We start from the raw sequence: 22,176 nt of genomic DNA, 5'->3' as shown, positions 1-22,176 counted from the left end.
AAACCCGCCCGACGCGCAAGACAACCCGATGACAGCCGCGTTCAAGCTCGACCAGCGCCGCCCCCGTACAGAGGACCTCGCCGACGTGACATCCCCCGCCCCCCAGCCCGCGCAGGCCCAGGCAGAACCGGTCATTCAGGCCAGCCACCTGGACCTGACCTTCGAGACGGGTGATGGCCCGGTGCACGCTCTCAAGGACGTCTCTCTCGACATTCCCAAGGGCGCCTTCGTCAGCTTCATCGGCCCATCGGGCTGCGGCAAGACCACCTTCCTGCGCTGCATCGCGGCGCTGGAACACCCCACCGGCGGCAGCCTCACCGTCAACGGCATGACCCCCGACGAAGCCCGACAGGCACGCGCTTACGGCTACGTCTTTCAGGCCGCCGGGCTCTACCCGTGGCGCACCATCGGAAGCAACATTGCCCTGCCGCTTGAGATCATGGGGTTCTCCAAGACCGAGCAGAAGGAGCGCATCGCCCGGGTCATGGACCTGGTCGATCTCAGCGGCTTCGAGAAGAAGTTTCCCTGGCAACTGTCGGGCGGGATGCAGCAGCGTGCGTCCATCGCCCGCGCGCTGGCCTTCGACGCCGACCTGCTCTTGATGGACGAACCCTTCGGAGCGCTGGACGAGATCGTGCGCGACCGCCTGAACGAAGAGGTGCTGCGCCTCTGGGCCAAGACCGACAAGACCATCGCCTTCGTCACCCACTCGATCCCCGAGGCGGTGTACCTGTCGACCCATATCGTCGTCATGTCGCCCCGGCCCGGCCGGATTACCGATGTGATCGAAAGCCCCCTGCCCGCCGATCGTCCGCTCGACATCCGCGACACGCCGGAATTCATCGAGATCGCCCACCGCGTCCGCGAAGGCCTGCGCGCGGGGTACCAGGAATGATCCATCCCATGCGCTCCGCCGCCCCGGACCTGATCCGGGGCCTCTCGTCAACGGCGGCCACTCATGTCTGAGGCGCTGAACATGAGGTCCCGGATCAAGTCCGGGACGGCGGCCGGCCTCAGCCTTCCCCCGGTGCTCGCCGTCATCCTCGGCCTCGTCGCGCTCTGGTACGTCGCCGTGGTGCCGATGAACGTGCAGGAAACCCTGACCCGCGCCGAACGCGCCGGTGTTGCCGTCACCCCGGCCGCCGCCGTGGACCGCCGCGACGCCAGCACCTGGGCGCTGGTCGCGCGAAACACCCATGCGCTTGGTGAAAGCTGGTCGCTCGACCGCCCGCGACTGCCTGCCCCTCACCAGGTCATGACCGAGCTCTACGAATCCACCTGGGTCGAGGAAACCACCGGCCGCCGCGGCCTTGTGAACTCCGGCAGCCTGTCCAACCGCGGGCTTGTCTATCACGCGGTGGTCACGCTGAACGCCACGCTGGTGGGCTTTCTCATAGGCACCGGGCTGGGCATCCTGCTGGCCGTCGGCATCGTGCATTCGCGCGTCATGGACATGTCGGTCATGCCCTGGGCCATCGTCAGCCAGACCGTGCCGATCGTGGCGCTGGCGCCGATGATCATCGTGGTGCTTTATTCCGTAGGCGTGCAGGGGCTGCTGCCGAAGGCCGTCATCTCCGCCTACCTGTCGTTCTTTCCGGTGGTGGTCGGCATGGTGAAGGGCCTGCGCAGCCCCGACGCCATGCAGATGGACCTGATGCGCACCTACAACGCGCCCACCTCGGCGGTGCTGTTCAAGCTGCGGCTCCCGGCTTCGGTGCCCTACCTCTTCGCCTCGCTCAAGATCGCCATCGCCGCCAGTCTCGTCGGCGCGATCGTCGGGGAACTGCCGGTGCAGAAGGGCGGCCTCGGCGCACGTATGCTGGCCGGCAGCTATTACGGGCAGACGGTGCAGATCTGGTCGGCGCTATTCCTCGCCGCCGCCCTCGCCGCGCTGCTGGTCTGGGCCATCGGCTGGGCCGAGCGGCGCACGCTGCAACGCATGGGAATGACGCCATGACCCACGTTTTCGGTGCCTTCGCCGTCTGGATCATCGGGCTCGCCGTCAACCTGCGGCTCGCAAACGGCCCCGCGCGCGACAGCAGCGCCGCCCGCCTCGCCGTGCCGTTGATCTTCGGTGCCACCATCCTGATCATGTGGGAACTCATCGTCACCGGCCTGAACGTCCCACGCGTGATCCTTCCGCCCCCGTCCGAGATCGCCGCGACCTTCGCCGCCAACCTCCCGATGCTCTGGGCCGATTTCGTGCAGACCATCCTCAAGGGCGCGCTGTCGGGCTGGGTTATCGGCTGTGCGGCCGCCTTCCTCACCGCGCTTCTGGTCGACCGGTTCGACTACCTGCGCCGGGGCCTTCTGCCGCTTGGCAATTTCATGGCGGCGCTGCCCATTGTCGGCACCGCGCCGATCCTGGTGATGTGGTTCGGCTTCGGCTGGCAGTCCAAGGCCGCCGTCGTGGTCCTGATGGTCTATTTCCCGATGCTGGTGAACACCGTCGCGGGCCTGCAGGAAACCTCTGCCATGCAGCGCGACCTGATGCAGACCTACGCCGCCACCTGGGGCGCGACGCTGCGCAAATTGCGCCTGCCCGCGGCGCTGCCCTTCATCTTCAACGGGCTCAAGATCACCTCGACGCTGGCCCTGATCGGCGCCATCGTGGCCGAATTCTTCGGCTCGCCGACGCTGGGCCTTGGCTTTCGCATCTCCACATCCATCGGACAGCTTGACCTGGGCCTCGTCTGGTCGGCTATCCTCGTCGCCGCGATCACCGGCACGCTGGTCTACGGCCTCGTGACGCTGGCGGAACGCTGGACGACCTTCTGGCACCCCTCGCAAAGGCGGTGACCGGCCCCGAACAGGCATCAAAAGAAGACCAACAGGAGAGAACGACAATGAAAACCACACTCATCGCCACGCTCGCCAGCGCGGCCCTCGCCGTCCCGGCCTTCGCCGAGGATGTCACCCTGCAACTGAAATGGGTCACACAGGCGCAATTCGCCGGCTACTACGTGGCGCAGGATCAGGGCTTCTACGAAGAAGAGGGACTGGAGGTCACCATCCTGCCCGGCGGCCCCGACATCGCGCCCACGCAGGTGATCGCCGGCGGCGGCGCCGACGTAATCGTCGAATGGATGCCCGCCGCGCTGGCGGCGCGCGAAAACGGGTTGCCGCTGGTCAACATCGCCCAGCCGTTCAAATCGTCCGGCATGATGCTGACCTGCTGGAAAGACGCCGGGATCGAAAGCCCCGAAGATCTGGACAACCGCACCTTGGGCGTCTGGTTCTTCGGCAACGAATATCCCTTCCTGTCGTGGATGAGCAGCCTCGGGATCAAGACCGACGGCAAGGCCGAAGGCTCGGTCGAGGTTCTGAAACAGGGCTTCAACGTCGATCCGCTGCTGCAACGCCAGGCCGATTGCATCTCGACCATGACCTACAACGAATACGGCCAGGTGCTCGATGCAGGCGTGTCCGAGGATGAACTGGTGACCTTCAAGTACCAAGATCAGGGCGTCGCCACCATGGAGGACGGGCTCTACGTGCTCGAGGAAAACCTCGACGACCCCGACTTCGTGTCCAAGATGGAGAAGTTTGTCCGCGCGTCGATGAAAGGCTGGAAATGGGCCGAAGAAAACCCCGAGGAAGCGGCGATGATCGTGCTCGACAATGACGAGACCGGCGCCCAGACCGAGGATCACCAGATCCGCATGATGGGCGAGATCGCCAAGCTGACCGAAGGGTCTGACGGCGCGCTCGACCCCGAAGACTTCCAGCGCACGGTGGATACGCTGCTGGCTGGCGGTTCGGACCCGGTAATCACCAAGCAGCCGGAAGGCGCCTATACCGCCAAGATCACCGACGCGGCGCTGAACTGATCCGCGCCTGACAGACGGGTCCCCGGAATCCGGGGGCCCGTGCCCGCCCTACGCAGGGCCTTCCGACACGATCACCAGCGGCCGCACCTCCGGACCTTCGGGCACGCGCTTGCACAGCGCCGCATACCCGGCCGCCCCCGACGGCGTCGTCGCCAGTCCTTTGGCTGTCAGCGCATCCGCGCCCGCCTGTCCTTCTTCCTCGGTCAGCATTTCATACCGCACGTCGCAGCGCTCCAGCGCCTGCCACGCCACGATCGACGCATCCTTGCAGTCAAGCCGCCCCATCGCCGAGTCCGGCCCGTCGCCCCGCGTGGGCTTGCCGGCCAGATGGCTCGCCCGCAGGCAGGCCGCCGCCTCCGGCTCCACGACGATCAACTCAGGCTGCTCCGCCCAGTTCAGCCGGATCATATGCGCCATCGCCGCGGCCAGCCCGCCGACACCCGCCTGCAGATAGACATGCGTCGGCCAGTCCCCCGAGGCTTCGAATTCGCCCCGCAGTTCCTCGGCAATGACGCAATAGCCCTCCATCACCCACTTGGGGATCTCGGTGTAGCCTTCCCAGGTGCCGTCCGCCAACAGCGTCGCTCCGGTCCGTTCCGCGTCCGCCGAGGCCGCCGCCACGCTCTGCTCATAGTCGTCGCCGGACCGGACAACTTCGGCGCCCAGCGCCTCCAGCCGGCCGGTAAAGCCCTCGGGCACCGTGGCCGCCAGGTGGATCCGTGCCTTAGCCCCGATATCACGCGCGCCGGCCGCGACGCCGATACCGTGATTACCGGCGCTGGCGCAGACGAAGGTATGCGCCGCCGCGAAGGCCCGCACATCAGCGTCGCCCATCCGTTCGGGCGTCAGGTCCTCGCCGGTCTGCGCGTGCCAGCCCTCGCCGATAATTCGCGCCACAGCATAGGGCGCACCCAGCGCCTTGAAGGCCCCCAGCCCCATGCGCCCGGTCTCGTCCTTGGCCAGAACGGTCAGACCGCCCGGCCCCTCGATCCGGTGCAGCGGCGAAATCGCATAGCCCGGCTGCGCACGGAAGAACGCCAAAGCGCGGTCCACCTCCGGCCGAAATTCCAGCGTATCGGTCATGTCGTTCTTCTCCTTGATTGCGCCCACTCTCTACAGCCCCTCCGGCCTTTGCAATTTCCGTCTTCGGACGCGGCGGCTAAAAAACCCCTCGCCACTTTCCGCGAAACCGGAAAGACTTTGTCACGCCCGACGCGAAAGGACCGCCGATGACCGCCCCCGACCGTGGCTTCCCCGCGGAAGAGTTCGCCGCCCGCACCGCCCGCGCGCAAGCGCTGATGGCCGAAACCGGCCTTTCCGGCCTGCTGCTCACCACCGAGGCGGAGGTGCGCTATTTCAGCGGCTTCCAAACCCTCTTCTGGCAAAGCCCGACGCGACCGTGGTTCCTGTTCGTGCCGGCCAGCGGAAAACCCGTCGCGATCATCCCCGAAATCGGCGCCGACCTGATGCGCCGGACATGGCTCGACGATATCCGCACATGGTCCGCCCCCGCCCCCAGCGATGACGGTGTCGGCCTGCTGACCGATCTGCTTCTGCCCCTTGCCAGCCGCAAGGACACCATCGGCATCCCGAAGGGACACGAGACTCACCTGCGCATGCCGCTTGGCGATTACGAACGCCTTGGCGCAAACCTTCCCGGTCTTCGAATTGAAGACGCCACCCCGCTGATCCGCACCCTGCGCATGGTGAAGTCCGAGGCCGAGATCGCCAAGATCGCCCACATCTGCGCTATCGGTTCGCGCGCCTTCGCGCAGGTGCCGCAGATCGCCCACGTCGGACAGCCGCTCGAAGACCTGTTCCGCGCCTTCCGCCGCGAGGCGCTGGCGCAGGGCGCCGACGACGTGCCCTACCTCGTCGGTGGCGCGGACACCGGCGGCTATCACGACGTCATCTCGCCGCCGTCCCGCCGCCCTCTGGCCAAGGGCGATATCCTCATGCTCGACACCGGGGCCACCTGGGACGGCTACTTCTGCGACTTCGATCGCAACTTCGCAGTGGGCCCGCCAGACGCCGCCGCGCGAAGGGCCAATGACGTGCTCTGGCGCGCCACCGAGGCCGGCATCGCCGCCGCCCGTCCTGGCAACACATGCCGCGATCTGTTCCGCGCCATGCAGGACGTGATCGGCCCCGTCACGGGGGACGTCGGCCGCTTGGGTCACGGGCTTGGAATGCAGCTTACCGAATGGCCCTCGCACGCGGCCTGGGACACGACGGAAATCACCGAGGGCATGGTGCTGACGCTCGAACCGTCCATGGGCTACGGCGAGGGACGCATCATGGTGCACGAAGAGAACATCGTCGTGCGCCGCCACGGCGCCGAACTGCTGACCGCGCGTGCCGCCACCGAGCTTCCGGTCATCGGCTGAACCTTCAGGGCAATATGGTCCCGTCCGACAGCACGACCTCGTCCATCGGCACGTCCCAGTGCATCGGAAAGATCGTCTCTACCCGGCACTCCGCGAAGCCGACGCCGATCACCCGCGGCTTCACCGGCAGCGCCACCAGCGTCCGGTCGTAGTACCCGCCGCCATTGCCCAGCCGAAACAGCTTCTCATCGACCCCGACCAGCGGTGACACCACCACATCAGGCGTCTCCGCCCGCCCCTCCACCGGCACCGGGATGTTCCACGCGCCGCGCGTCATCGCGCAGCCGGGCGCCCAGCGGTGAAACTCCAGCGGCTGCTGCTTCGCGACGACCACCGGCAGCAGGACATCCGCGCCCGCCTCCGCCGCCCGGACCATCCAGCCGCGCAGATCCGGCTCACCCCGGATCGGCCAGTAGGCCGCGATTCGCACGCCCGGCCCTGCCGGAACGATCCGCCCAAGGCAATCGGTCAGGACCGCCTCGTCCGCCTTGCGTGCCGCAACCGACCGCTTGCGCAGCCCCAGCAAGCGGGTCCGTTCGGCCCGGCGAAAGCGCATGACGTCCCGCAGGGTCTCCTCGTCTGCGGCCCGTTCGTCGCCCAAAAGGTGCTGGAAACAGGGCGCCTCGCCCCCCCGGTCGTCCGTCTCATCCATGGTATCCGCCTCCGGGACAACGGTGCCCGCGCCTACCGCAGGCGTCAACCAACCGTTTCCGGCTAATCCGAGGATATGGCGGGTAGTAGGCCGACCTTGCCCTTTCCCAGAGGCGCGGGGCGGGTCGTGTTCCGCGCCCCGGTCTGCCGTGAGCAGGTCTTGCCATCAGCGCCAATAGCCATACCTGAAGACCCACTCGCGCACCCGCTGCGCACGCTTGCAGATCGGTCTCCGGTTGCCGCTAGGGCAGCGGAACAATGCAGCGAGATGCTGGTTCGTGACCTACACGGACAGAAAGGGACGGCACAGGTCATGGCGGAGCCTTTGGAGGGCAAATCAGTTCGCGCTAACGTCGCTGATGACGGATCGACAGACCAAGAGCGCCCGGACTCACCGCACACCATGCTCACCGCCGACCACCAGCAACAGACGCAGACCCTCCACCGCGAAGCGCAAACAGTCACCAAGACGGGCGCTTTTACGGATGAAGTCCTGCGCGCCGACAACGATGAGCTTCCGGTCGCTCGCGAGAAACGGTCAGGCGCGACAAAAAAACTGAAATCCCGCAACGAGGCTCTGGCCGTCCGCGTTGCCGCTCTCGAAAAGAAGGTGCGCGAACTCGAGGCCGCCAACGACGATCTCACCCACCTGATCTCTTCGACCGACATCGCGACCCTGTATGTGGATACCGGACTGACAATTCGCCGCTATTCCGAAAGGGCCGCCGAACTGATGTCGATCCGCGACGCCGACATCGGCCGTCCAATTACTGAACTCAGCCTAAAGGTTCGCGACCCTAGGCTGTTGGACGACGTGCAAGGCGTCCTGAGCACGCAGGACCCGGTCGAGCGCAGCATAACCGGGCCGCACCACGCTTACCTGCGCCGCGTCGTGCCCTACCGCAGTCGCACCAACCAGATGCAGGGCATCGTCGTGACCTATTCCGATGTCCAGTCCCTTCGGCACGCCAACGAGCGGATGGAAAAACAGGCCCGTCGACAGGCCAGCATCGCCGACCTCAGCGAACTCGCGCTCAGCCCCGGCGCGCTGAACGATCTCTTTGCGCGGATCGCCGACGACATCGCCGAACATCTCGACGCCCGTGTTGTCGAGGTGCAGATGCTCACGCCTGACAGGTCCCGGTTCAAACTGACCGCCGGGCATGGCTGGCCCAGCGGCATGGTGGGCCACGCACTGTCGCCGAACGATCCGCACCAGCACCTGGGCTTCGCGCTCGGCCAGCAGCAGGCGGTCGTGGTTCCTGACATCGCCGACGACAGTCGCTTCACCCCGACCGAAATGCTGGGAGAGCGCGAAGTCAAATGCGGCGTCTGCCTGTGCATCGGCACCCCACGGGCGCCCAGCGGCGTGCTCTGCGCCTGGCGCAACCACCACTGCAATTTCGATGTCGAGGAAACCAACTATCTGCGCGCCGTCGCGCGGATCCTCTGGCTGGCCATCAACCACGCCGAAACCCAACGCATGCGCGAACGCGAAACACAGGCCCTGCAAGACCTGATCGACGGCCTGCCGGTGATGGTTGCCCTCGTCGACGAAGACTTCCGCATCGGCATGGCCAACCGCACGTTCGAGCAGATCGGTCTGGTGAGCGACGAGGTCCGCAATGCCCCGGTCGAGACCGTGTTCGGCAAACCGGCAGCGGACGCGCTCAGGCGGTCAAGCCCAGAGGTAGAAGGCGGCGCGGTGCATTTCGAAAGCCGATTGCCCACTCCGGGCGATGGGGATCGGACGTTCCTCATGCAATGCGCACCGCGTGCGCAGGGGGGACGGCTCGAAGGCTACTACATCGCTGCCATCGACATCGACGAACGCAAGCGCTGGGAAGAGCGGAACAAGGTGATCTCGGCCGAGCTCGACCACCGGGTGAAGAATATCCTGTCGCTGGTCAACACCATCGCCCGCATGACCGCGCGCACCGCACACAACATCGAGGATTTCAGATCGGTCTTCGCCGCCCGCATCCAGTCGCTGTCGCGGACACATGCGGCATTGGCGCAGAAAAACTGGGATGGCATCGCTCTGGATCGTCTCGTTCGCAACGAGCTTGAGGCTTTCGGCCCCGGCGACTTCGGGCACTACTCGGTCGAGGGCCCCGAGGTGCAGGTGGGCCCCGCGGCGGCACAGTCGCTCGCGCTGGCGGTTCATGAGCTTGCCACCAATGCCGCCAGATACGGCGCCTTGTCGAAAGCCGGTGGACGGCTCGAGGTTTGCTGGGCCATTGACGACGAAAGGCTGCGGCTTACGTGGCACGAAAGCGGGTTGGACGCGGTGTCCGAACCCGGTGTGAAGGGCTTCGGAAGCACGGTCATCCGAAGCGCCGTGGAAACCCAGCTGGAGGGAACGATGGACGTCAGCTTTGACCCGTCCGGTGTCGTCTATGAATTCGCGATCCCGACCGACGGGATCCATTCGTTCACGGTGCCGATATGACGCGCCGCATTCTGGTGCTTGATGACGATCCGCTTCTTGCGCTCGACGTGGGCACCACGCTGGAAGAGGGCGGCTACGAGGTTTTCGGCTATACCCACTCCGTCCGCGAGGCGACGGGACTGCTGGAAACCGACAAGCCCGACGCCGCCGTGCTCGACGTGAATCTCGGCCGCGGCACCAGCCTGCCGGTCGCCCAACGCCTGCGCGAGCTTGGGGTGCCCTTCGTGCTGCTCAGCGGCTATGAGCCCAGCGCCTTCCCCGAGGAGATGCGTGACTGTCCCCGGCTGGCCAAACCCTTCCGGCAGGAGGAATTGCTGCGCGGCGTCGAGGATCTGCTCGACTGAGGGGGTCAGCCCAGCCGCACCACGACGCCCTCGGCCCAGCGATCCGCTGCCGCGCCAAAACAGTCATGCAACGAATCCGCCGCGATCACGCTGCCCAGCGCCATCCGACCCAGCAACGCCAGCCCGTCCTGTGCGCGACCTTGGGCACCCAGCAACCGTCCGTCCGCGTCGATCCGCGCACCGAACCCCTCCGCCATCTGGTATATCCGGCCGTCGGCCTGCAGTCCCATGATCAAGGGGTCGGTCACGATCCCCAGATCCGGGTTGGGCAGCACCGCGTCGACCATGACCGAAACTTCCGCCTCAGCGCCCTCGCACGCCAGACGCCAACCGCCGTCCACCTCCGAGATGTCCGGATCCCGCGTAAAGTCCAAGTCCAACACCCCCGCCTCGGCAAGCATCAGCATCTCACGCGCTGACCCGACTGGCGGCCCGTAGGAGTACCGCTTCATCCCCTCGTCGAACCGCACGATCACCTCTGCCGTTTCGGCCTTGGCCTGAACCGGGTTGAACCCCGCGCGCAAGGCATCCTGCCAATGCCGCCAGACTTGCCCGGTGACATAGCCGATCGTCGGTGGCACCTTGCCTTCGGCCAGCGCCACCCCCCGCTGCAAGGTCTCTATCGGCCCGGCCTGAAACTGCGACCCCGGTTCGCGCCATTCTGCCGCGATCCAGTCGCCGACTCCGCCGGCGGCCTCCGCCGCCCCGTTCTCACGCAGCACTCGCGACACAGGGCCCGCCAGCGCTTGGCTGATCGCCTCCCGCGCCACGTCAGGCTCCGCCGCCGCCGCGTGTTCGATCGCCTCGGAAAACTGTTCCGTTTCGTGCGATCCCGGCCGAAACCGCGCATCCAGCGCCCCGGTCGCGGGCTTCGGAAAAGGCGGCTGCCCGTCCAGCGAAAACGGCAGTATGCGCGCAGGTTCCCTCCCCGAGGCCAGGTATCGCCCGCCGTCAAACCGCCCGCCCTGCCCCATGGTCAGCGCGCGCAGCACATCGAAACACGACAGTCCCAATCCCCGGATCGCCACCGCCTTGCCGGTCCAGTCCCGTGCCGCCTCGACCAGACTCGCCGCCGGATAGGCCTGCGCCACGACCGCGCCGCCTGTACCAGCATGCGCCTGCCACCCGGCCCACTGATCGTCCGGCGCGACCGCCGGCTGCCCCAGCGCCAACAGCACCTCCGCATAGGGCCCGCGCCAGCCTTCGGCCTCCAGTGACCAGCCCTCTGCCTTGCGCCGCAGCGCCGTCACCCGCTTGCTGGAATGGCGAATATCAAGCCGGCCCAGCCCGCGCAAATCCGCGTAGCGCGCTTCCAGATACCGCCCCAGATCCGCCCGCGTCGGAAAGGCATCCGCGTCCGGCGCTTGCTCGAGCCATTCCCCAAAACCGCCGCAACTCGTGAACTCGGGCGGCCGGATCGACAGGTCCCGCATCGGAATGTTCAGCAGGCACAGCGCGCTCTCCTCGGGTGAGAAGTTGGGCCCCGCCCCGGGATGCGGCCCCGGCTCGTACACATCCACCGCCAGACTGTCACACCGCCCCGAGGCCGCCAGCGCCTCCAGAGCGCCCAGCCCGCGCGGCCCCAACCCGATCACCGCGATCTTCGCCTGTCCCATCACGCCCCACACCCTTCCCGGCAGGTCTCGCACCTGCGCCCGCCCCGTTGTACCATAGCTAGACCGAAACCTGCGCCCGAGCACCCCATGCCTGCCCTTTGCCGCGATTGTCTGCACGATTTCGACAGCGGAGCCTTTTGCCCCGCCTGCCGCTCGCGCCGCGTGGTCGCGCATGACGAACTGTGGGACCTGAGCATCGCCCACATGGATTGCGATGCCTTTTATGCCAGCGTCGAGAAACGCGACGATCCCACCCTGGCTGGAAAGCCGGTCATCATCGGTGGCGGTCGGCGCGGGGTCGTCTCCACCGCCTGCTACGTCGCCCGCATCCGCGGCGTGCGCTCGGCGATGCCGATGTTCCAGGCGCTCAAGCTCTGCCCCGATGCGGTGATCATCAAGCCCCGCATTCAGGCCTATGTCGAGGTTTCCCGCGCCATCCGCGCCATGATGGACGAACTCACCCCGGTGGTCGAACCGCTGTCATTGGACGAGGCCTTCCTCGATCTCACCGGCACCGCACGGCTGCACGGTCATCCGCCCGCCGTCATGCTGGCCCGCCTGACGCGACGGATGCGGACCGAGCTTGGCATCACCGGCTCCATCGGCCTGTCGCACAACAAGTTTCTCGCCAAGATCGCCTCGGACCTCGACAAACCGCACGGTTTTTCCGTCATCGGCAAGGCCGAGACCGAAACCTTCCTTCACGACAAGCCCGTGCGCCTGATCTGGGGCGTCGGACAGGCAGCGCAGGCATCGCTGGAGCGCGCCGGCATCCGTACCTTCGACGACCTGCGCCGCTGGGACGAACGCGATCTCAGCGCGCGTTTCGGCTCCATGGGAACACGGCTGTGGCATCTGGCGCGCGGGCAGGACCGCCGGCGGGTCTCGGCCAATGCGCCGGTCAAGTCGATCTCGAACGAGACCACTTTCAACGACCCGACCTCCGATCCCGATCTCCTGGACGGCCACCTCTGGCGCATGGCCGAAAAGGTGTCCGACCGCGCCAAGGCCAAGGACAAGGCCGGTCAGGTGGTGACGCTGAAGTTGAAGACCGCGACGTTCCAGACCCTCACCCGCCGCCAGTCGCTGCGCGACGCCACCCAGATGGCCAATACCGTCTATCGCACCGCCCGCGCGCTGTTTGACGCGACCGGCGACCGCGGGCCCTATCGTCTGCTGGGCTGCGGGCTGTCACACCTTGTCCCGGCGGGCGAGGCCGACCGCTCCGGCGACCTGCTGGACCCCGACGCCGTCCGCCGCGCCGGCGCCGAACGCGCCACCGACGCCATTCGCGCCCGTTTCGGGCCGGATGCGATCCTCAAGGGCCGGGCTTTGCGCTAGGGTGATGCGGCACTTGCCCCGGACCGGATCGGGACACACTGCCGACACCGCCGCGCCGCGTCACTCCGCGGCCAGCGGCACCTCCTGCGCGCCGATGCCGGCGATTTCGGCCACAACGCCGCGGATCAGCTTGCGGAACGCCTGAAAGTTCGCGTTCGGACGGATCGCCTGCTCGTTCATGTAGATCGCCCGGTCGATCTCGATCTGCACAGCGTGCTGGTTGCGCGACGGGCGTCCGTAATGCTGCGCGATATAGGCCCCCGCGAAGGGCGCGTTGCGCACCACGCAGAGTCCCGCGCTCACGAATGCGGCTTCGATCCGGTCCACCACCGCTTCGCTCGCCGACGCCCCGAACCGGTCGCCGATCACCACCTCGGGCCTGCGCGCACCCGCGCGGGCAATCGGCTCCAACGCCTCGTGCGGCATCGAATGGCAATCCACCAGCACTGCCTCGCCGAAAATCGAATGCGCTTCGCTGAGCAATCCTTGCAGCTCGTCGTGGTAGGGCCGCCAGTACCGGTCGATTCGGGTCTCGGCCTCGGTCAGCGGAAGTTTGCCGCGATAGATGTTGCGCCCGCCGGCCACCACCCGGGGAATCACCCCCAGCCCCGAGGTCACGCGCGGATTGTGACCAGGCTTCCTCGCCCCGTCGATCAGCGCCGGATCAAGCTCGTCCGCCGAGCGGTTCAGATCGACGAAGGCGCGCGGCGCGCCGGCCTTCAGGAACGGGGCCCCGAACTGCGGCGCGCATTCGAAAAGCCTGTCCACATAGGCGTCTTCCGAGGTTCGGATGACATGTTCGTCCAGCACCGTGCGGCGCAGGAAGGACCACGGATAATCGCGCCCGGAATGCGGGCTTGCAAAGACGACCGGTGTCGTCAGCCGCTCGGGGCGCGACAGGTGAAATGCGAATTTCGGCACTCAGGCCTCCAGACTTGCTTGGCAGATGATAATCCGTTTTCTTTCCGTATCAAAAGCCCTTGATCGCCCCCACGAACCCATTTATAGGGACCGCTACTGGCGCGGGGTTCCGCGCCCCATTCATTTGGGGCTCTCGCGACGGTGCCGGATTTCCGGGCGATTAGCTCAGCGGTAGAGCACTTCGTTGACATCGAAGGGGTCACTGGTTCGATCCCAGTATCGCCCACCATATCACCGCCGCCCCCGGGTGGCAGAACCGCAACCAAGGCGCACGCCAGCGCCGCGTAGAAGGAGAGACTGACCATGAAAGTCAAGAACTCGCTCCGCTCGCTCAAGAATCGCCACCGCGATTGCCGCGTTGTGCGCCGCAAGGGCCGCGTCTATGTGATCAACAAGACGCAACGGCGGTTCAAGGCCCGTCAGGGCTGAGCGCTTCAAGCGAACCGAATTCGGAAGGGCCGTGCAGTGATGCGCGGCCCTTTCCTTTTGCCGATCTGCGCGGTTGAGCGCCGCGCACTTTGCCCTCATAGTCGCGGGAAAAGGCAAAGAGCGGCGGCGTGACCAAGTACCTCCTGATCCACCAGAATTTCCCCGGCCAGTACAAGCACCTCGCGCCCGCCCTCGCGGCGCGCGGCGATCAGGTAGTCGCGCTGACCCCCAAGGTCGAAAAGGCCACGAAGTGGCGGGGCGTCACCGTGCTGCCGTACAAGTATCAGGGCAAGCCTGCGCAGGGCCTCCACCCATGGCTGGTGGATTTCGAAACCAAGCTGATTCGCGGCCAGTCCTGCTATCGCGCCGCCGTGGCCCTGCGAGAACGCGGCTTTTCGCCCGACGTGATCCTCGCCCATCACGGCTGGGGCGAGAGCCTGTTTCTCAAGGACGTCTGGCCCAACGCCCGCCTCGGCCTGTATTGCGAGCTCTATCATACCGATGACTATCCCTTCGTCGGCTTCGACCCCGAGTTCACGCCGCCCTCGCCCGAGACCGATTCCCTGCGGCTGCGCCTGAAGAACCTCAACAACCGCCTGCACTTCGAAATCGGCGACGCCGGTATCAGCCCCACCGCCTTTCAGGCCGACACCTTCCCCGATGAGATGCGCCGGCGCATCACCGTCGCGCATGACGGCATCGACACGGGCCTCGCAAAGCCCGATGGTGACGCCCGCCTCACCGTCTCGGACGGACGCGACCTGACCCGCGACGACGAGGTCATCACCTTCATCAACCGCAATCTCGAACCCTACCGCGGCTATCACATCTTCATGCGCGCCCTGCCCGAACTGCTGCGCCGCCGCCCCGCGGCGCAGGTCGTGCTGATCGGCGGCGATCAGGTCAGCTACGGCGCCAAGGCCCCCGACGGAAAAAGCTGGAAACAGGTCTTCATAGACGAGGTGCGCGGCCAGATCCCCGACGAAGACTGGGCCCGCGTGCATTTCCTCGGACGGGTGCCCTACGACCGTTTCCTCGCCTTCATGCGGGTCAGCCGGGCGCATGTCTACCTGACCTACCCCTTCGTGCTCAGTTGGTCCCTGCTCGAAGCGATGAGCATCGGCGCGCCGATCGTGGCCAGCGACACCGCCCCGGTGCGCGAGGCGCTGAGCGACGGCGAAACCGGCCTGCTGGTTGATTTCTTCGACCGCGAGGCGCTGGTCGACAAGGTCTGCACCCTGCTCGACGATCCCGCCTTGCAAGCCCACCTGAAGGCCAACGCCCGCCGCCACGTGGTCGCGCAGTATGACCTGAAAACCGTCTGCCTGCCGCAGCAACTTGCCTGGGTCGACAGCCTTATGTCGCTGACGCCGCGCCCGCCGAAGCCCTAATCCCAGGCCGGTCGCAGGATGCCAAAGGTAAAGGTGTTTCCCGAGGCGCCCTAGCGGTCGTGCATCCCCTTGCCTGCAAGGATCAGGGGCGCCCATTTGTCGATCCGCGCCTCCCGCGTCTTGGCCTGCTTGGCGCCGGATATTTGCAGCACGTAACCCCGCCGCCGTCCCGGGGTCAGCGCCGCCCACGCCGCCTGCAATGCGGGATCGCCGGCCAACCGAACCGCCAGTTCCTCGGGCAGCTTAAAATCGTCCTTCGGCAGGTCGACCTTCAACCCGGCCGCCGCATGCGCCACCGCTTGCCCCACATAATCCTCGATCACCGCCTGCAACCGCCGGATTTCGCCTTCGCTGGAGAACGGGATCATCCGCGCCGAGCGCGAGTTCTCGCCCGGCGCAATCAGCAACCGCTCGGGATCGTCCAGCAGAACGCCCTTGAAGAACCCCAGCGCGCAGTGCTCCTTGAAGCCCCAGAGGATCGCCACGTTGCTGCCATGCGCGCAATAGACCGGCCCGCGCCACTTGAAAGCCTCGTCCACCGCGCAGCCCAGCATGATGTCGCGCAGCGCCCGCAGTTCGCCCTGCCAGCGCGTGCGCTTGTCGAACCAGATGCCGGCGCGTCGGTCCGGCTGTCCCATGTCAGGCCCTCCCCGGTACGCCCCGCCACGGGAGCAGGGGTCATTCGCGCTTCAGATGGTCACGGATTTCCAACAGCACGTCCAGTTGCGTGGGTCCCGCCGGCTTGGCTTCGGCGGGGGTGTCGGGCTCTTCCTCGCGCATGGCCGCATCTTTCACCCGGTTGACCATCTTGACCAGCATGAAGACCACGAAGGCGATGATCAGGAAGTTGATGACCGCCATGAGAAAGGCACCATAGGCGAAGATCGACCCACCCGCCTCGCGCGCCGCCTCAAGGCTGGTGTCCGAAGGCGCCTCGCCCGCGAGCACCACGTATTGATCGGTGAAGTCGATGCCGCCGGTGAACAGGCCGACGATGGGGTTGATCAGGTCATGCACCACCGATTGCACGATGGCGGTAAAGGCGGCCCCAATGATGATGCCGACCGCCATGTCCATGACATTGCCCTTGGCGATGAAGTTTCGGAATTCCTTGATCATGTCTGCCGTCCCTCGCTGGCTTGCCTACGCCGGCAGGGTTGCGCCTGTCCAAAGCGCAAGCAAGACTTTTCGCCAAGGGCTTACGCTGGGGCAGGTCCACCCGGCCCTGCGCAGCCCCGTGGGACGGGCGGGCGCAGGCGTCCGCCCGCGTCCAGCCGTCGCCGCTCAGCCCGGCAGCTTGCCGGTCTGCACGTAGCGCAGGATATCGACCACCTGCGACGGCTCGCGCGTCACCGCCAGCGCCGCCGCGTCGACCTCCTTCAGCGCGTGGTCGTGATCGGGTTGCTGCAACACAATCAGCGACTTGCCCAGTGCCGCCGCATAGCCGGCATCGAAGGCCGCGTTCCACTGTCGGTACTTCTCGCCGAAGCGCACCACCACAACGTCCGCCTCCTCGATGCCCTTGCGGGTGCGGATGGCGTTCATCATGGCACCCTTGTGGTCATGCCAATACTTGTTGTCTTCACCACCCAGGATCGCCACGCCGCAATCGTCGCTTGCCGCGTGATCGGTCACCGGTGCCGAGAACACCACGTCAAGGCCATGCGCGCCCTCGATGATCTGTTCGCGCCAATCGGTGTGGATCTCTCCGCTCAGGTATACGTTCAGGGTCATCACATGCCTCCAATCCGGGTCGCGCGGCCGGGCCGCGATTGCGCGCCCGGCCTAGCACCGCCCGTTCGGAAGGTCGAGGATGTCAGTGCCCGGTGCCCTTCAGCACCACGTGAAAGGTCCGTCCGATCAGCCGCAGGTCCGTGACAAAGGACAACTCGCGGAAATACCGCGCGTCAAAGATCGCACGCTCGGAAAAGCTGGCCTCGTTGCGGGCCGACGTCTGCCAGATTCCGGTGATCCCCGGCCGCATCGCGAAATATGCCGTGCCGGGATAGATCGACCGCTGGCTCACCATCATCGGGCGGGGCCCCACCAGCGACATGTCGCCCCGGAGCACGTTGAACAGCTGCGGCAACTCATCGAGGGAACTCTTGCGGATCAGGCTGCCCACCGCGGTGATCCGGGGATCGTCGCGCAATTTCTGGCTGCGGCTCCACTCGGCCCGCGCCTGCGGACAGGCGTTGAGGTGTGCCTGCAACTGCACGTCGGCATCCGGCACCATGGATCGCAACTTCCACATCCGGAACACGCGCCCGCCACGGCCGATCCGCTCTTGCCGATACAGCGGCGAATGTCCGTCCATGGCCACCATCAGGCACAGCGGCAGCAGGATCATCAACACGGGGATGAGGGCCAGCAGCACGATCCCGATGTCAATCAGCCGTTTGGCGAACTGCCGATAGACGCCGCGGTGAAGCGGGTCGATAGAGCCAGCCAGCAAGTCTTCCGTTGTTCCGGCAGCAGGTCCCACCGAACGCATGTGCAGTGTCAATGTTGTGCCCTCCAAGGCGGTCATCGACGAAGCGAAGCTCAGGCTTCCAGTCTGACGGACACACGCGGACAGTCGCACCGGTGCCGGTGCGATGTGCCGTACGTCCTCATGTACATATCATGTCACGACAGGGCCGAGCAGCGCTCTTACCGTGCCGATTACAGACTATTGACCCTTTTCCCTCACTCCAGAGTGAAAGCACCAACCCCCAAGTGCCGTTTGCAAGATTTTGCCACGATTGAAGCTCTGTCTTGCTCGACTTCGTCAAATCTGGCGCGGTGCACCGGTCCCGTCAAGGTGCGCCACGGTACTGCATCGGCGCGATACGGGCGCCCCAAGCCGGCACAGCGGACCATCCCGCCAAAGCTACGATTCGGTACCCAACCGCCGGCGCCGGCAAGGGTCCGGGGACGTCCGGGGAATGCGGCAGTGCCACCACACACGCCGGACGTGCAAAGCGATTGCAATTGTCGAAATTGGCGAAACAATGCCATGCGATTTTTCCGAATAACGCCGAATACGCACCACAATACTGATCCTGAAAATTCCGTGACCCTGCGTTCAACTTGCAAAAAACTCTGGCTATTGACGCCAATCTCAGGTCCGGAATCCCTGGGCCCCGCGGTTTCCGCTAGGGCATTTGGCTATTCAAAATTGCCGTCGATGACCCATACGAGAACTTGAATATTTATTTGCGATAGCCCATCAAAACGCGATTATCGGCGTCATCAATACCCCCCGGATCCGGGGATTGGACAAATTCGGGAAAAATTTGCGGCGATATTGCGGCAAAGTGATTCGGGCATCCGGCGGCCGGGGCCGTCATTGCATCGCACCCGCCAAACTACTATTCCCATGGCACATTTCCTACAGGAGCCCACGGCCATGGCGCATCAACTCTATCAGGGCGATCTTCCCGACGGGCTCGATCTCGGGCCGGTGGTCGCCATGGATTGCGAAACCATGGGCCTCAACCCGCACCGCGACCGTCTCTGCGTGGTGCAGATGTCCTCGGGCGACGGCGCCGCGCACCTCGTGCAGGTCGCGAAAGGCCAGACCGAAGCCCCGAACCTCTGCCGCATGCTGGCCGACCCGGCGGTGCTCAAGCTGTTTCACTTCGGCCGGTTCGACATCGCCGCGCTCCACAACGCTTTCGGCACCCTCGCCGCGCCGGTCTATTGCACCAAGATCGCCAGCAAACTCGTCCGCACATATACCGACCGCCACGGGCTGAAGCACCTGATCCAGGAACTGCTCGGCATCGACATCTCGAAGCAGCAGCAATCCTCCGACTGGGGCGCCGAGGCGCTCACCCGCGCGCAGATCGACTATGCAGCCTCGGACGTGCTTTACCTGCACCAGCTGCGCGATGAATTGAATGCACGGCTCGACCGCGAAGGCCGCAACGATCTGGCACAAAGCTGCTTCGACTTCCTGCCCACCCGCGCCCGGCTGGATCTCGCCGGTTGGCCGGACACCGACATCTTCGCGCATTAAGGCGCCTTTGCACCCGGCCCCGCCGCGCTTAAGTATAAGCCGATCCAACAGGAACCCGCCCGACCATGCGAGAGTCGCTCCATTCCAGTATCGTGGCCGGCCTCAAGGTCTTGCTGCCGCTGACTGCGCTGGCGCTGCTGTCGACCGTGTTCCTGTTGTCGCGCTCGGTCAACGAAGACCCCGACCTGACCTTCCTCGGCGACGCCTCGGAGATCCCCGAAAGCGACAGCGTCACCGCGCCCTACTACACCGGCAGTACGCCCGAGGGCCATGCGGTGCTTGTCACCGCCGATCATGCCCGCCCGATGCCCGAGGACCCGGCGGGGGTCATCGCCGACCGGCTCGATGCCGCCTTCCACCTCACCGACGGCTCGCGCATCCACATCGTCGCCAAGACCGCGGCGGTGAACGAACCCGCCGACCGGCTGAACCTGACCGGCGACGTGGTGATCGACAGCTCCTCCGGCTACGTGGTGCGCACCGATGCCCTGCGGTCCGCGCTGCGCTCGGTCACCGCCGACGCCCCCGGCGGGGTGACCGCGACAGGCCCGATCGGAGACCTCACCGCCGGCGCATTCCGCATCCGCGAGGCCGGAACCCACGGTGACGTTCAATTGTTTTTCACAAAGGGGGTGAAACTGGTATATCACCCCGCAAAAGCCACCCGTGACGTAGAAAGTGATACTCCATGACCGGTATTCGTATCCTCGCGGTCTGCCTGATTGCGCTGCTGCCCGCCTTCGCATTTGCACAGAACGCGCAAGTGGGCTTTGGCACGATACAGGCCGATCCCGACGCTCCGGTCGAAGTCACCGCCGACAACCTTGCGGTCAATCAGGAAGACGGCACCGCGGAATTTACCGGCAACGTGGTGGTGGGCCAGGGCGACATGCGGCTCTCGGCCCCGCGGGTGCTGGTGGTCTACAATTCCGACCGCTCGGGCATCGCCCGGCTCGAAGCGCGTGGCGGCGTGACGCTGGTGTCCGGCGAAGAGGCGGCCGAGGGCGACAGCGCCGACTATGACGTCGAGGCCGGCACCGTGGTGATGACCGGCAACGTGCTGCTGACCCAGGGCGGCAACGCGCTGACCGCCGAGCGCATGGTCGCCGACCTCAACGCAGGCACGGCGCAGATGTCCGGACGGGTCAAGACCGTGATCCAGCCCAGCAGCGACGCCGGCCAGTAATGCCCGAGCCAGAGCTGACCCTGACCGAAGGCTCCGCCGGCCTCCGCATCGACCACCTGCGCAAGAGCTACCGCAAGAAGGTGGTGATCCGCGACGTCAGCATGGAGCTGCAGCGCGGCGAGGTGGTGGCGCTTCTGGGCCCCAATGGGTCGGGCAAGACAACGACCTTCTACTCAGTCGCCGGCCTTGTCTTCCCCGAGGGCGGCAAAGTCATCATCGACGGACAGGACGTCACCTCGATGCCGATGTATCGACGCGCCAAGCTGGGCATCGGCTATTTGCCGCAGGAAATGTCGATCTTCCGCGGCATGACCGTCGAAGACAACATCCGCGCCATCCTCGACATTGCCGTGCCCAAGGCCCATCGCCGCCGCGAGCGGCTGGAAGAACTGCTGTCGGAATTCCACATCGAGCACCTCCGCCGCGCCCCCGCGCTGGCGCTGTCGGGCGGCGAACGCCGCCGGGTCGAAATCGCCCGCTGCCTGGCCGCCGAACCCAAGTACCTGCTGCTCGATGAGCCCTTCGCCGGTGTCGATCCGATCTCCGTGGGCGATATCCGCAGCCTCGTGGCCGACCTGTCGCACCGTGGCATCGGCGTCCTGATCACCGATCACAACGTCCGCGAAACGCTCGAGATCGTCGACCGCGCCTACATCCTGCACGACGGCAAGGTGCTGATGTCCGGCACGCCCGACGAGGTGGTTCAGAATGAAAATGTCCGGCGCGTCTATCTGGGCGATCAGTTCTCGATCTCGTGACGCCCGGCGATTTTTACCTTTCGCTTACGAATCCACCCATAATCTTTGCAGAGGTCATTGACAGACAGGCTTTGCCTGTCCTCAAATAGAGGCATGACGCACGAGTGGCTTTCCGTGTCAGACGTCGCGCTCCTGCCTGCAGGATGGGTGAGTACAATGAAGTCAGTAACTGCGTCAGTTTCCCAAGATGGTGCCTGATCCGGCTGGGCTGTTCCACGCAGCCCCGCGCCCGACGTGCCACCGGAACAATAAGAAGGACCCGAGATGCGCTATCAAATAACCGGCAAGCAAATCGACATTGGGGCAGCCCTGCAAACCCACGTTCAGGATGGGCTGGGGGCCGTGATGCAGAAATACGCCGAACGTCCGACAGACGCCAACGTGGTGTTCTCCAAGGCAGCGCATGAATATGTCTGCGAAGCCACAGTGCATCTGTCGACCGGCCTGACCGCTCAGGCCAAGGCGCATGACACTGAAATTTATGCAGCTTTCGAAAGCTGCGCCGACAAGATGGAAAAGCAGCTGCGCCGTTACAAGCGCCGCCTGAAGGACCATCACAAGGACCGGAGCGAGCCGGTTGAAACATTCGGGGCGTCGTCGTATATCCTCGCCAGCGATGGGGTCGACGAAGATTCGGAGCCGGACAGCCTGCAACCGATGATCGTCGCCGAGATGAAGACCGACATTCCCGCACTCACGGTGGGTGAAGCGGTGATGCAAATGGAAATCGCCGGGGCGCCTGTTCTTGTGTTCCGGAACGAAAAGAAGGGTCTGAATGTCGTCTATCGTCGCGATGACGGCAATATCGGCTGGATTGAACCGCAAGAGCAGGCCTGACGTGGGTCGCGGATCGTTCAGGGGACTTTA

The 22,176-nt window shown here is 65.6% G+C and carries 23 protein-coding genes and 1 tRNA gene; 16 read left to right on the top strand and 8 right to left on the bottom strand.

Annotated features, from left to right (window positions below; genetic code table 11):
* Nucleotides 1-28 precede the first annotated feature (28 nt).
* The 4 genes from AC04PT_RS06900 to AC04PT_RS06885 all read left to right on the top strand — a co-directional run bounded on the left by AC04PT_RS06900 (nucleotide 29) and on the right by AC04PT_RS06885 (nucleotide 3,830).
* Nucleotides 29-895: an ABC transporter ATP-binding protein gene (locus AC04PT_RS06900; protein WP_482872872.1), complete on the top strand. Its 867-nt coding sequence runs from the start codon at nucleotides 29-31 to the stop codon at nucleotides 893-895.
* Nucleotides 896-976: 81 nt separating this feature from the next.
* Nucleotides 977-1,957, top strand: a complete 981-nt coding sequence (locus AC04PT_RS06895; RefSeq protein WP_482872870.1) for an ABC transporter permease — start codon at nucleotides 977-979, stop codon at nucleotides 1,955-1,957.
* Nucleotides 1,954-2,799, top strand: coding sequence for an ABC transporter permease (locus AC04PT_RS06890; protein ID WP_482872869.1), 846 nt, complete (start codon nucleotides 1,954-1,956; stop codon nucleotides 2,797-2,799). The genes AC04PT_RS06895 and AC04PT_RS06890 overlap by 4 nt, the downstream gene beginning before the upstream one ends.
* A 47-nt stretch (nucleotides 2,800-2,846) precedes the next feature.
* The gene (locus AC04PT_RS06885) at nucleotides 2,847-3,830 is read left to right on the top strand and encodes an ABC transporter substrate-binding protein (RefSeq protein WP_482872868.1); all 984 of its coding nucleotides are present in this window, start codon (nucleotides 2,847-2,849) and stop codon (nucleotides 3,828-3,830) included.
* 48 nt (nucleotides 3,831-3,878) lie between these two features.
* Here the strand turns inward: AC04PT_RS06885 and AC04PT_RS06880 are convergent, their stop codons facing one another.
* Nucleotides 3,879-4,913 carry a pyridoxal-phosphate dependent enzyme gene (locus AC04PT_RS06880; RefSeq protein WP_482872867.1) on the bottom strand — a complete coding sequence of 345 codons (1,035 nt, stop codon included), beginning with the start codon at nucleotides 4,911-4,913 and terminating at the stop codon, nucleotides 3,879-3,881.
* A 146-nt stretch (nucleotides 4,914-5,059) separates the two neighbouring features.
* Between AC04PT_RS06880 and AC04PT_RS06875 the strand changes: the two genes are divergently transcribed.
* Complete coding sequence (locus AC04PT_RS06875) at nucleotides 5,060-6,217, top strand: M24 family metallopeptidase (RefSeq protein WP_482872866.1); 1,158 nt, start codon at nucleotides 5,060-5,062, stop codon at nucleotides 6,215-6,217.
* A 4-nt stretch (nucleotides 6,218-6,221) separates the two neighbouring features.
* Here the strand turns inward: AC04PT_RS06875 and AC04PT_RS06870 are convergent, their stop codons facing one another.
* Nucleotides 6,222-6,869, bottom strand: coding sequence for a 5-formyltetrahydrofolate cyclo-ligase (locus tag AC04PT_RS06870; protein WP_482872864.1), 648 nt, complete (start codon nucleotides 6,867-6,869; stop codon nucleotides 6,222-6,224).
* A 402-nt stretch (nucleotides 6,870-7,271) separates the two neighbouring features.
* Here AC04PT_RS06870 and AC04PT_RS06865 point away from each other — a divergent pair, with 402 nt between their 5' ends.
* Entirely contained in the window at nucleotides 7,272-9,320 is a 2,049-nt protein-coding gene (locus tag AC04PT_RS06865; protein WP_482872863.1) for an HWE histidine kinase domain-containing protein, read from the top strand.
* Nucleotides 9,317-9,664 carry a response regulator gene (locus tag AC04PT_RS06860; protein WP_482872862.1) on the top strand — a complete coding sequence of 116 codons (348 nt, stop codon included), beginning with the start codon at nucleotides 9,317-9,319 and terminating at the stop codon, nucleotides 9,662-9,664. The genes AC04PT_RS06865 and AC04PT_RS06860 overlap by 4 nt, the downstream gene beginning before the upstream one ends.
* Before the next feature lie 5 nt (nucleotides 9,665-9,669).
* On the opposite strand, the gene AC04PT_RS06855 is transcribed toward AC04PT_RS06860, so the two are convergent.
* Complete coding sequence (locus AC04PT_RS06855) at nucleotides 9,670-11,280, bottom strand: FAD/NAD(P)-binding protein (protein WP_482872861.1); 1,611 nt, start codon at nucleotides 11,278-11,280, stop codon at nucleotides 9,670-9,672.
* A gap of 87 nt (nucleotides 11,281-11,367) precedes the next feature.
* Here AC04PT_RS06855 and AC04PT_RS06850 point away from each other — a divergent pair, with 87 nt between their 5' ends.
* Nucleotides 11,368-12,621: a DNA polymerase IV gene (locus AC04PT_RS06850; protein ID WP_482872860.1), complete on the top strand. Its 1,254-nt coding sequence runs from the start codon at nucleotides 11,368-11,370 to the stop codon at nucleotides 12,619-12,621.
* 60 nt (nucleotides 12,622-12,681) lie between these two features.
* Here the strand turns inward: AC04PT_RS06850 and AC04PT_RS06845 are convergent, their stop codons facing one another.
* Nucleotides 12,682-13,542, bottom strand: coding sequence for an N-formylglutamate amidohydrolase (locus tag AC04PT_RS06845; RefSeq protein ID WP_482872859.1), 861 nt, complete (start codon nucleotides 13,540-13,542; stop codon nucleotides 12,682-12,684).
* A 154-nt stretch (nucleotides 13,543-13,696) separates the two neighbouring features.
* On the opposite strand from AC04PT_RS06845, the gene AC04PT_RS06840 reads away from it, so the two are divergent.
* The 3 genes from AC04PT_RS06840 (at nucleotide 13,697) to AC04PT_RS06830 (ending at nucleotide 15,362) form a co-directional block, all read left to right on the top strand.
* Nucleotides 13,697-13,771 (top strand) — tRNA-Val (locus AC04PT_RS06840).
* 74 nt (nucleotides 13,772-13,845) lie between these two features.
* Entirely contained in the window at nucleotides 13,846-13,971 is a 126-nt protein-coding gene (gene ykgO / locus AC04PT_RS06835; protein ID WP_008562923.1) for a type B 50S ribosomal protein L36, read from the top strand.
* 128 nt (nucleotides 13,972-14,099) lie between these two features.
* On the top strand, nucleotides 14,100-15,362 hold the full coding sequence (locus tag AC04PT_RS06830) for a glycosyltransferase family 4 protein (RefSeq protein WP_482872858.1): 1,263 nt from the start codon (nucleotides 14,100-14,102) through the stop codon (nucleotides 15,360-15,362).
* Between the two features lie 50 nt (nucleotides 15,363-15,412).
* On the opposite strand, the gene AC04PT_RS06825 is transcribed toward AC04PT_RS06830, so the two are convergent.
* The 4 genes from AC04PT_RS06825 to AC04PT_RS06810 all read right to left on the bottom strand — a co-directional run bounded on the left by AC04PT_RS06825 (nucleotide 15,413) and on the right by AC04PT_RS06810 (nucleotide 17,868).
* The gene (locus AC04PT_RS06825) at nucleotides 15,413-16,000 is read right to left on the bottom strand and encodes a YdeI/OmpD-associated family protein (RefSeq protein ID WP_482872857.1); all 588 of its coding nucleotides are present in this window, start codon (nucleotides 15,998-16,000) and stop codon (nucleotides 15,413-15,415) included.
* A gap of 40 nt (nucleotides 16,001-16,040) precedes the next feature.
* A complete protein-coding gene (gene mscL / locus AC04PT_RS06820; RefSeq protein ID WP_482872855.1) occupies nucleotides 16,041-16,481 on the bottom strand; it encodes a large conductance mechanosensitive channel protein MscL in 441 nt (146 codons plus the stop codon).
* Between the two features lie 165 nt (nucleotides 16,482-16,646).
* Complete coding sequence (locus AC04PT_RS06815; RefSeq protein ID WP_482872854.1) at nucleotides 16,647-17,096, bottom strand: YtoQ family protein; 450 nt, start codon at nucleotides 17,094-17,096, stop codon at nucleotides 16,647-16,649.
* Between the two features lie 82 nt (nucleotides 17,097-17,178).
* Nucleotides 17,179-17,868 (bottom strand): sugar transferase, encoded by a 690-nt coding sequence (locus tag AC04PT_RS06810; protein ID WP_482873085.1) that lies wholly within the window; start codon nucleotides 17,866-17,868, stop codon nucleotides 17,179-17,181.
* An 885-nt stretch (nucleotides 17,869-18,753) separates the two neighbouring features.
* Between AC04PT_RS06810 and AC04PT_RS06805 the strand changes: the two genes are divergently transcribed.
* The 5 genes from AC04PT_RS06805 to hpf all read left to right on the top strand — a co-directional run bounded on the left by AC04PT_RS06805 (nucleotide 18,754) and on the right by hpf (nucleotide 22,146).
* On the top strand, nucleotides 18,754-19,365 hold the full coding sequence (locus AC04PT_RS06805) for a ribonuclease D (protein ID WP_482873084.1): 612 nt from the start codon (nucleotides 18,754-18,756) through the stop codon (nucleotides 19,363-19,365).
* A 65-nt stretch (nucleotides 19,366-19,430) separates the two neighbouring features.
* The gene (gene lptC, locus AC04PT_RS06800; RefSeq protein ID WP_482872853.1) at nucleotides 19,431-20,057 is read left to right on the top strand and encodes an LPS export ABC transporter periplasmic protein LptC; all 627 of its coding nucleotides are present in this window, start codon (nucleotides 19,431-19,433) and stop codon (nucleotides 20,055-20,057) included.
* Nucleotides 20,054-20,551, top strand: coding sequence for a lipopolysaccharide transport periplasmic protein LptA (gene lptA, locus AC04PT_RS06795; RefSeq protein WP_482872852.1), 498 nt, complete (start codon nucleotides 20,054-20,056; stop codon nucleotides 20,549-20,551). Before lptC ends, lptA begins: the two co-directional genes overlap by 4 nt.
* The gene (gene lptB, locus AC04PT_RS06790) at nucleotides 20,551-21,309 is read left to right on the top strand and encodes an LPS export ABC transporter ATP-binding protein (RefSeq protein ID WP_482872851.1); all 759 of its coding nucleotides are present in this window, start codon (nucleotides 20,551-20,553) and stop codon (nucleotides 21,307-21,309) included. The genes lptA and lptB overlap by 1 nt, the downstream gene beginning before the upstream one ends.
* A 264-nt stretch (nucleotides 21,310-21,573) precedes the next feature.
* Nucleotides 21,574-22,146 (top strand): ribosome hibernation-promoting factor, HPF/YfiA family, encoded by a 573-nt coding sequence (hpf, locus tag AC04PT_RS06785; protein WP_482872850.1) that lies wholly within the window; start codon nucleotides 21,574-21,576, stop codon nucleotides 22,144-22,146.
* The last annotated feature ends 30 nt before the right edge of the window (nucleotides 22,147-22,176 follow it).

This window comes from Litorisediminivivens sp. KMU-197 (assembly GCF_056858395.1).
Note: the sequence above shows the minus strand (reverse complement) of the source record. Positions and strands in the feature narration are given on the sequence as shown.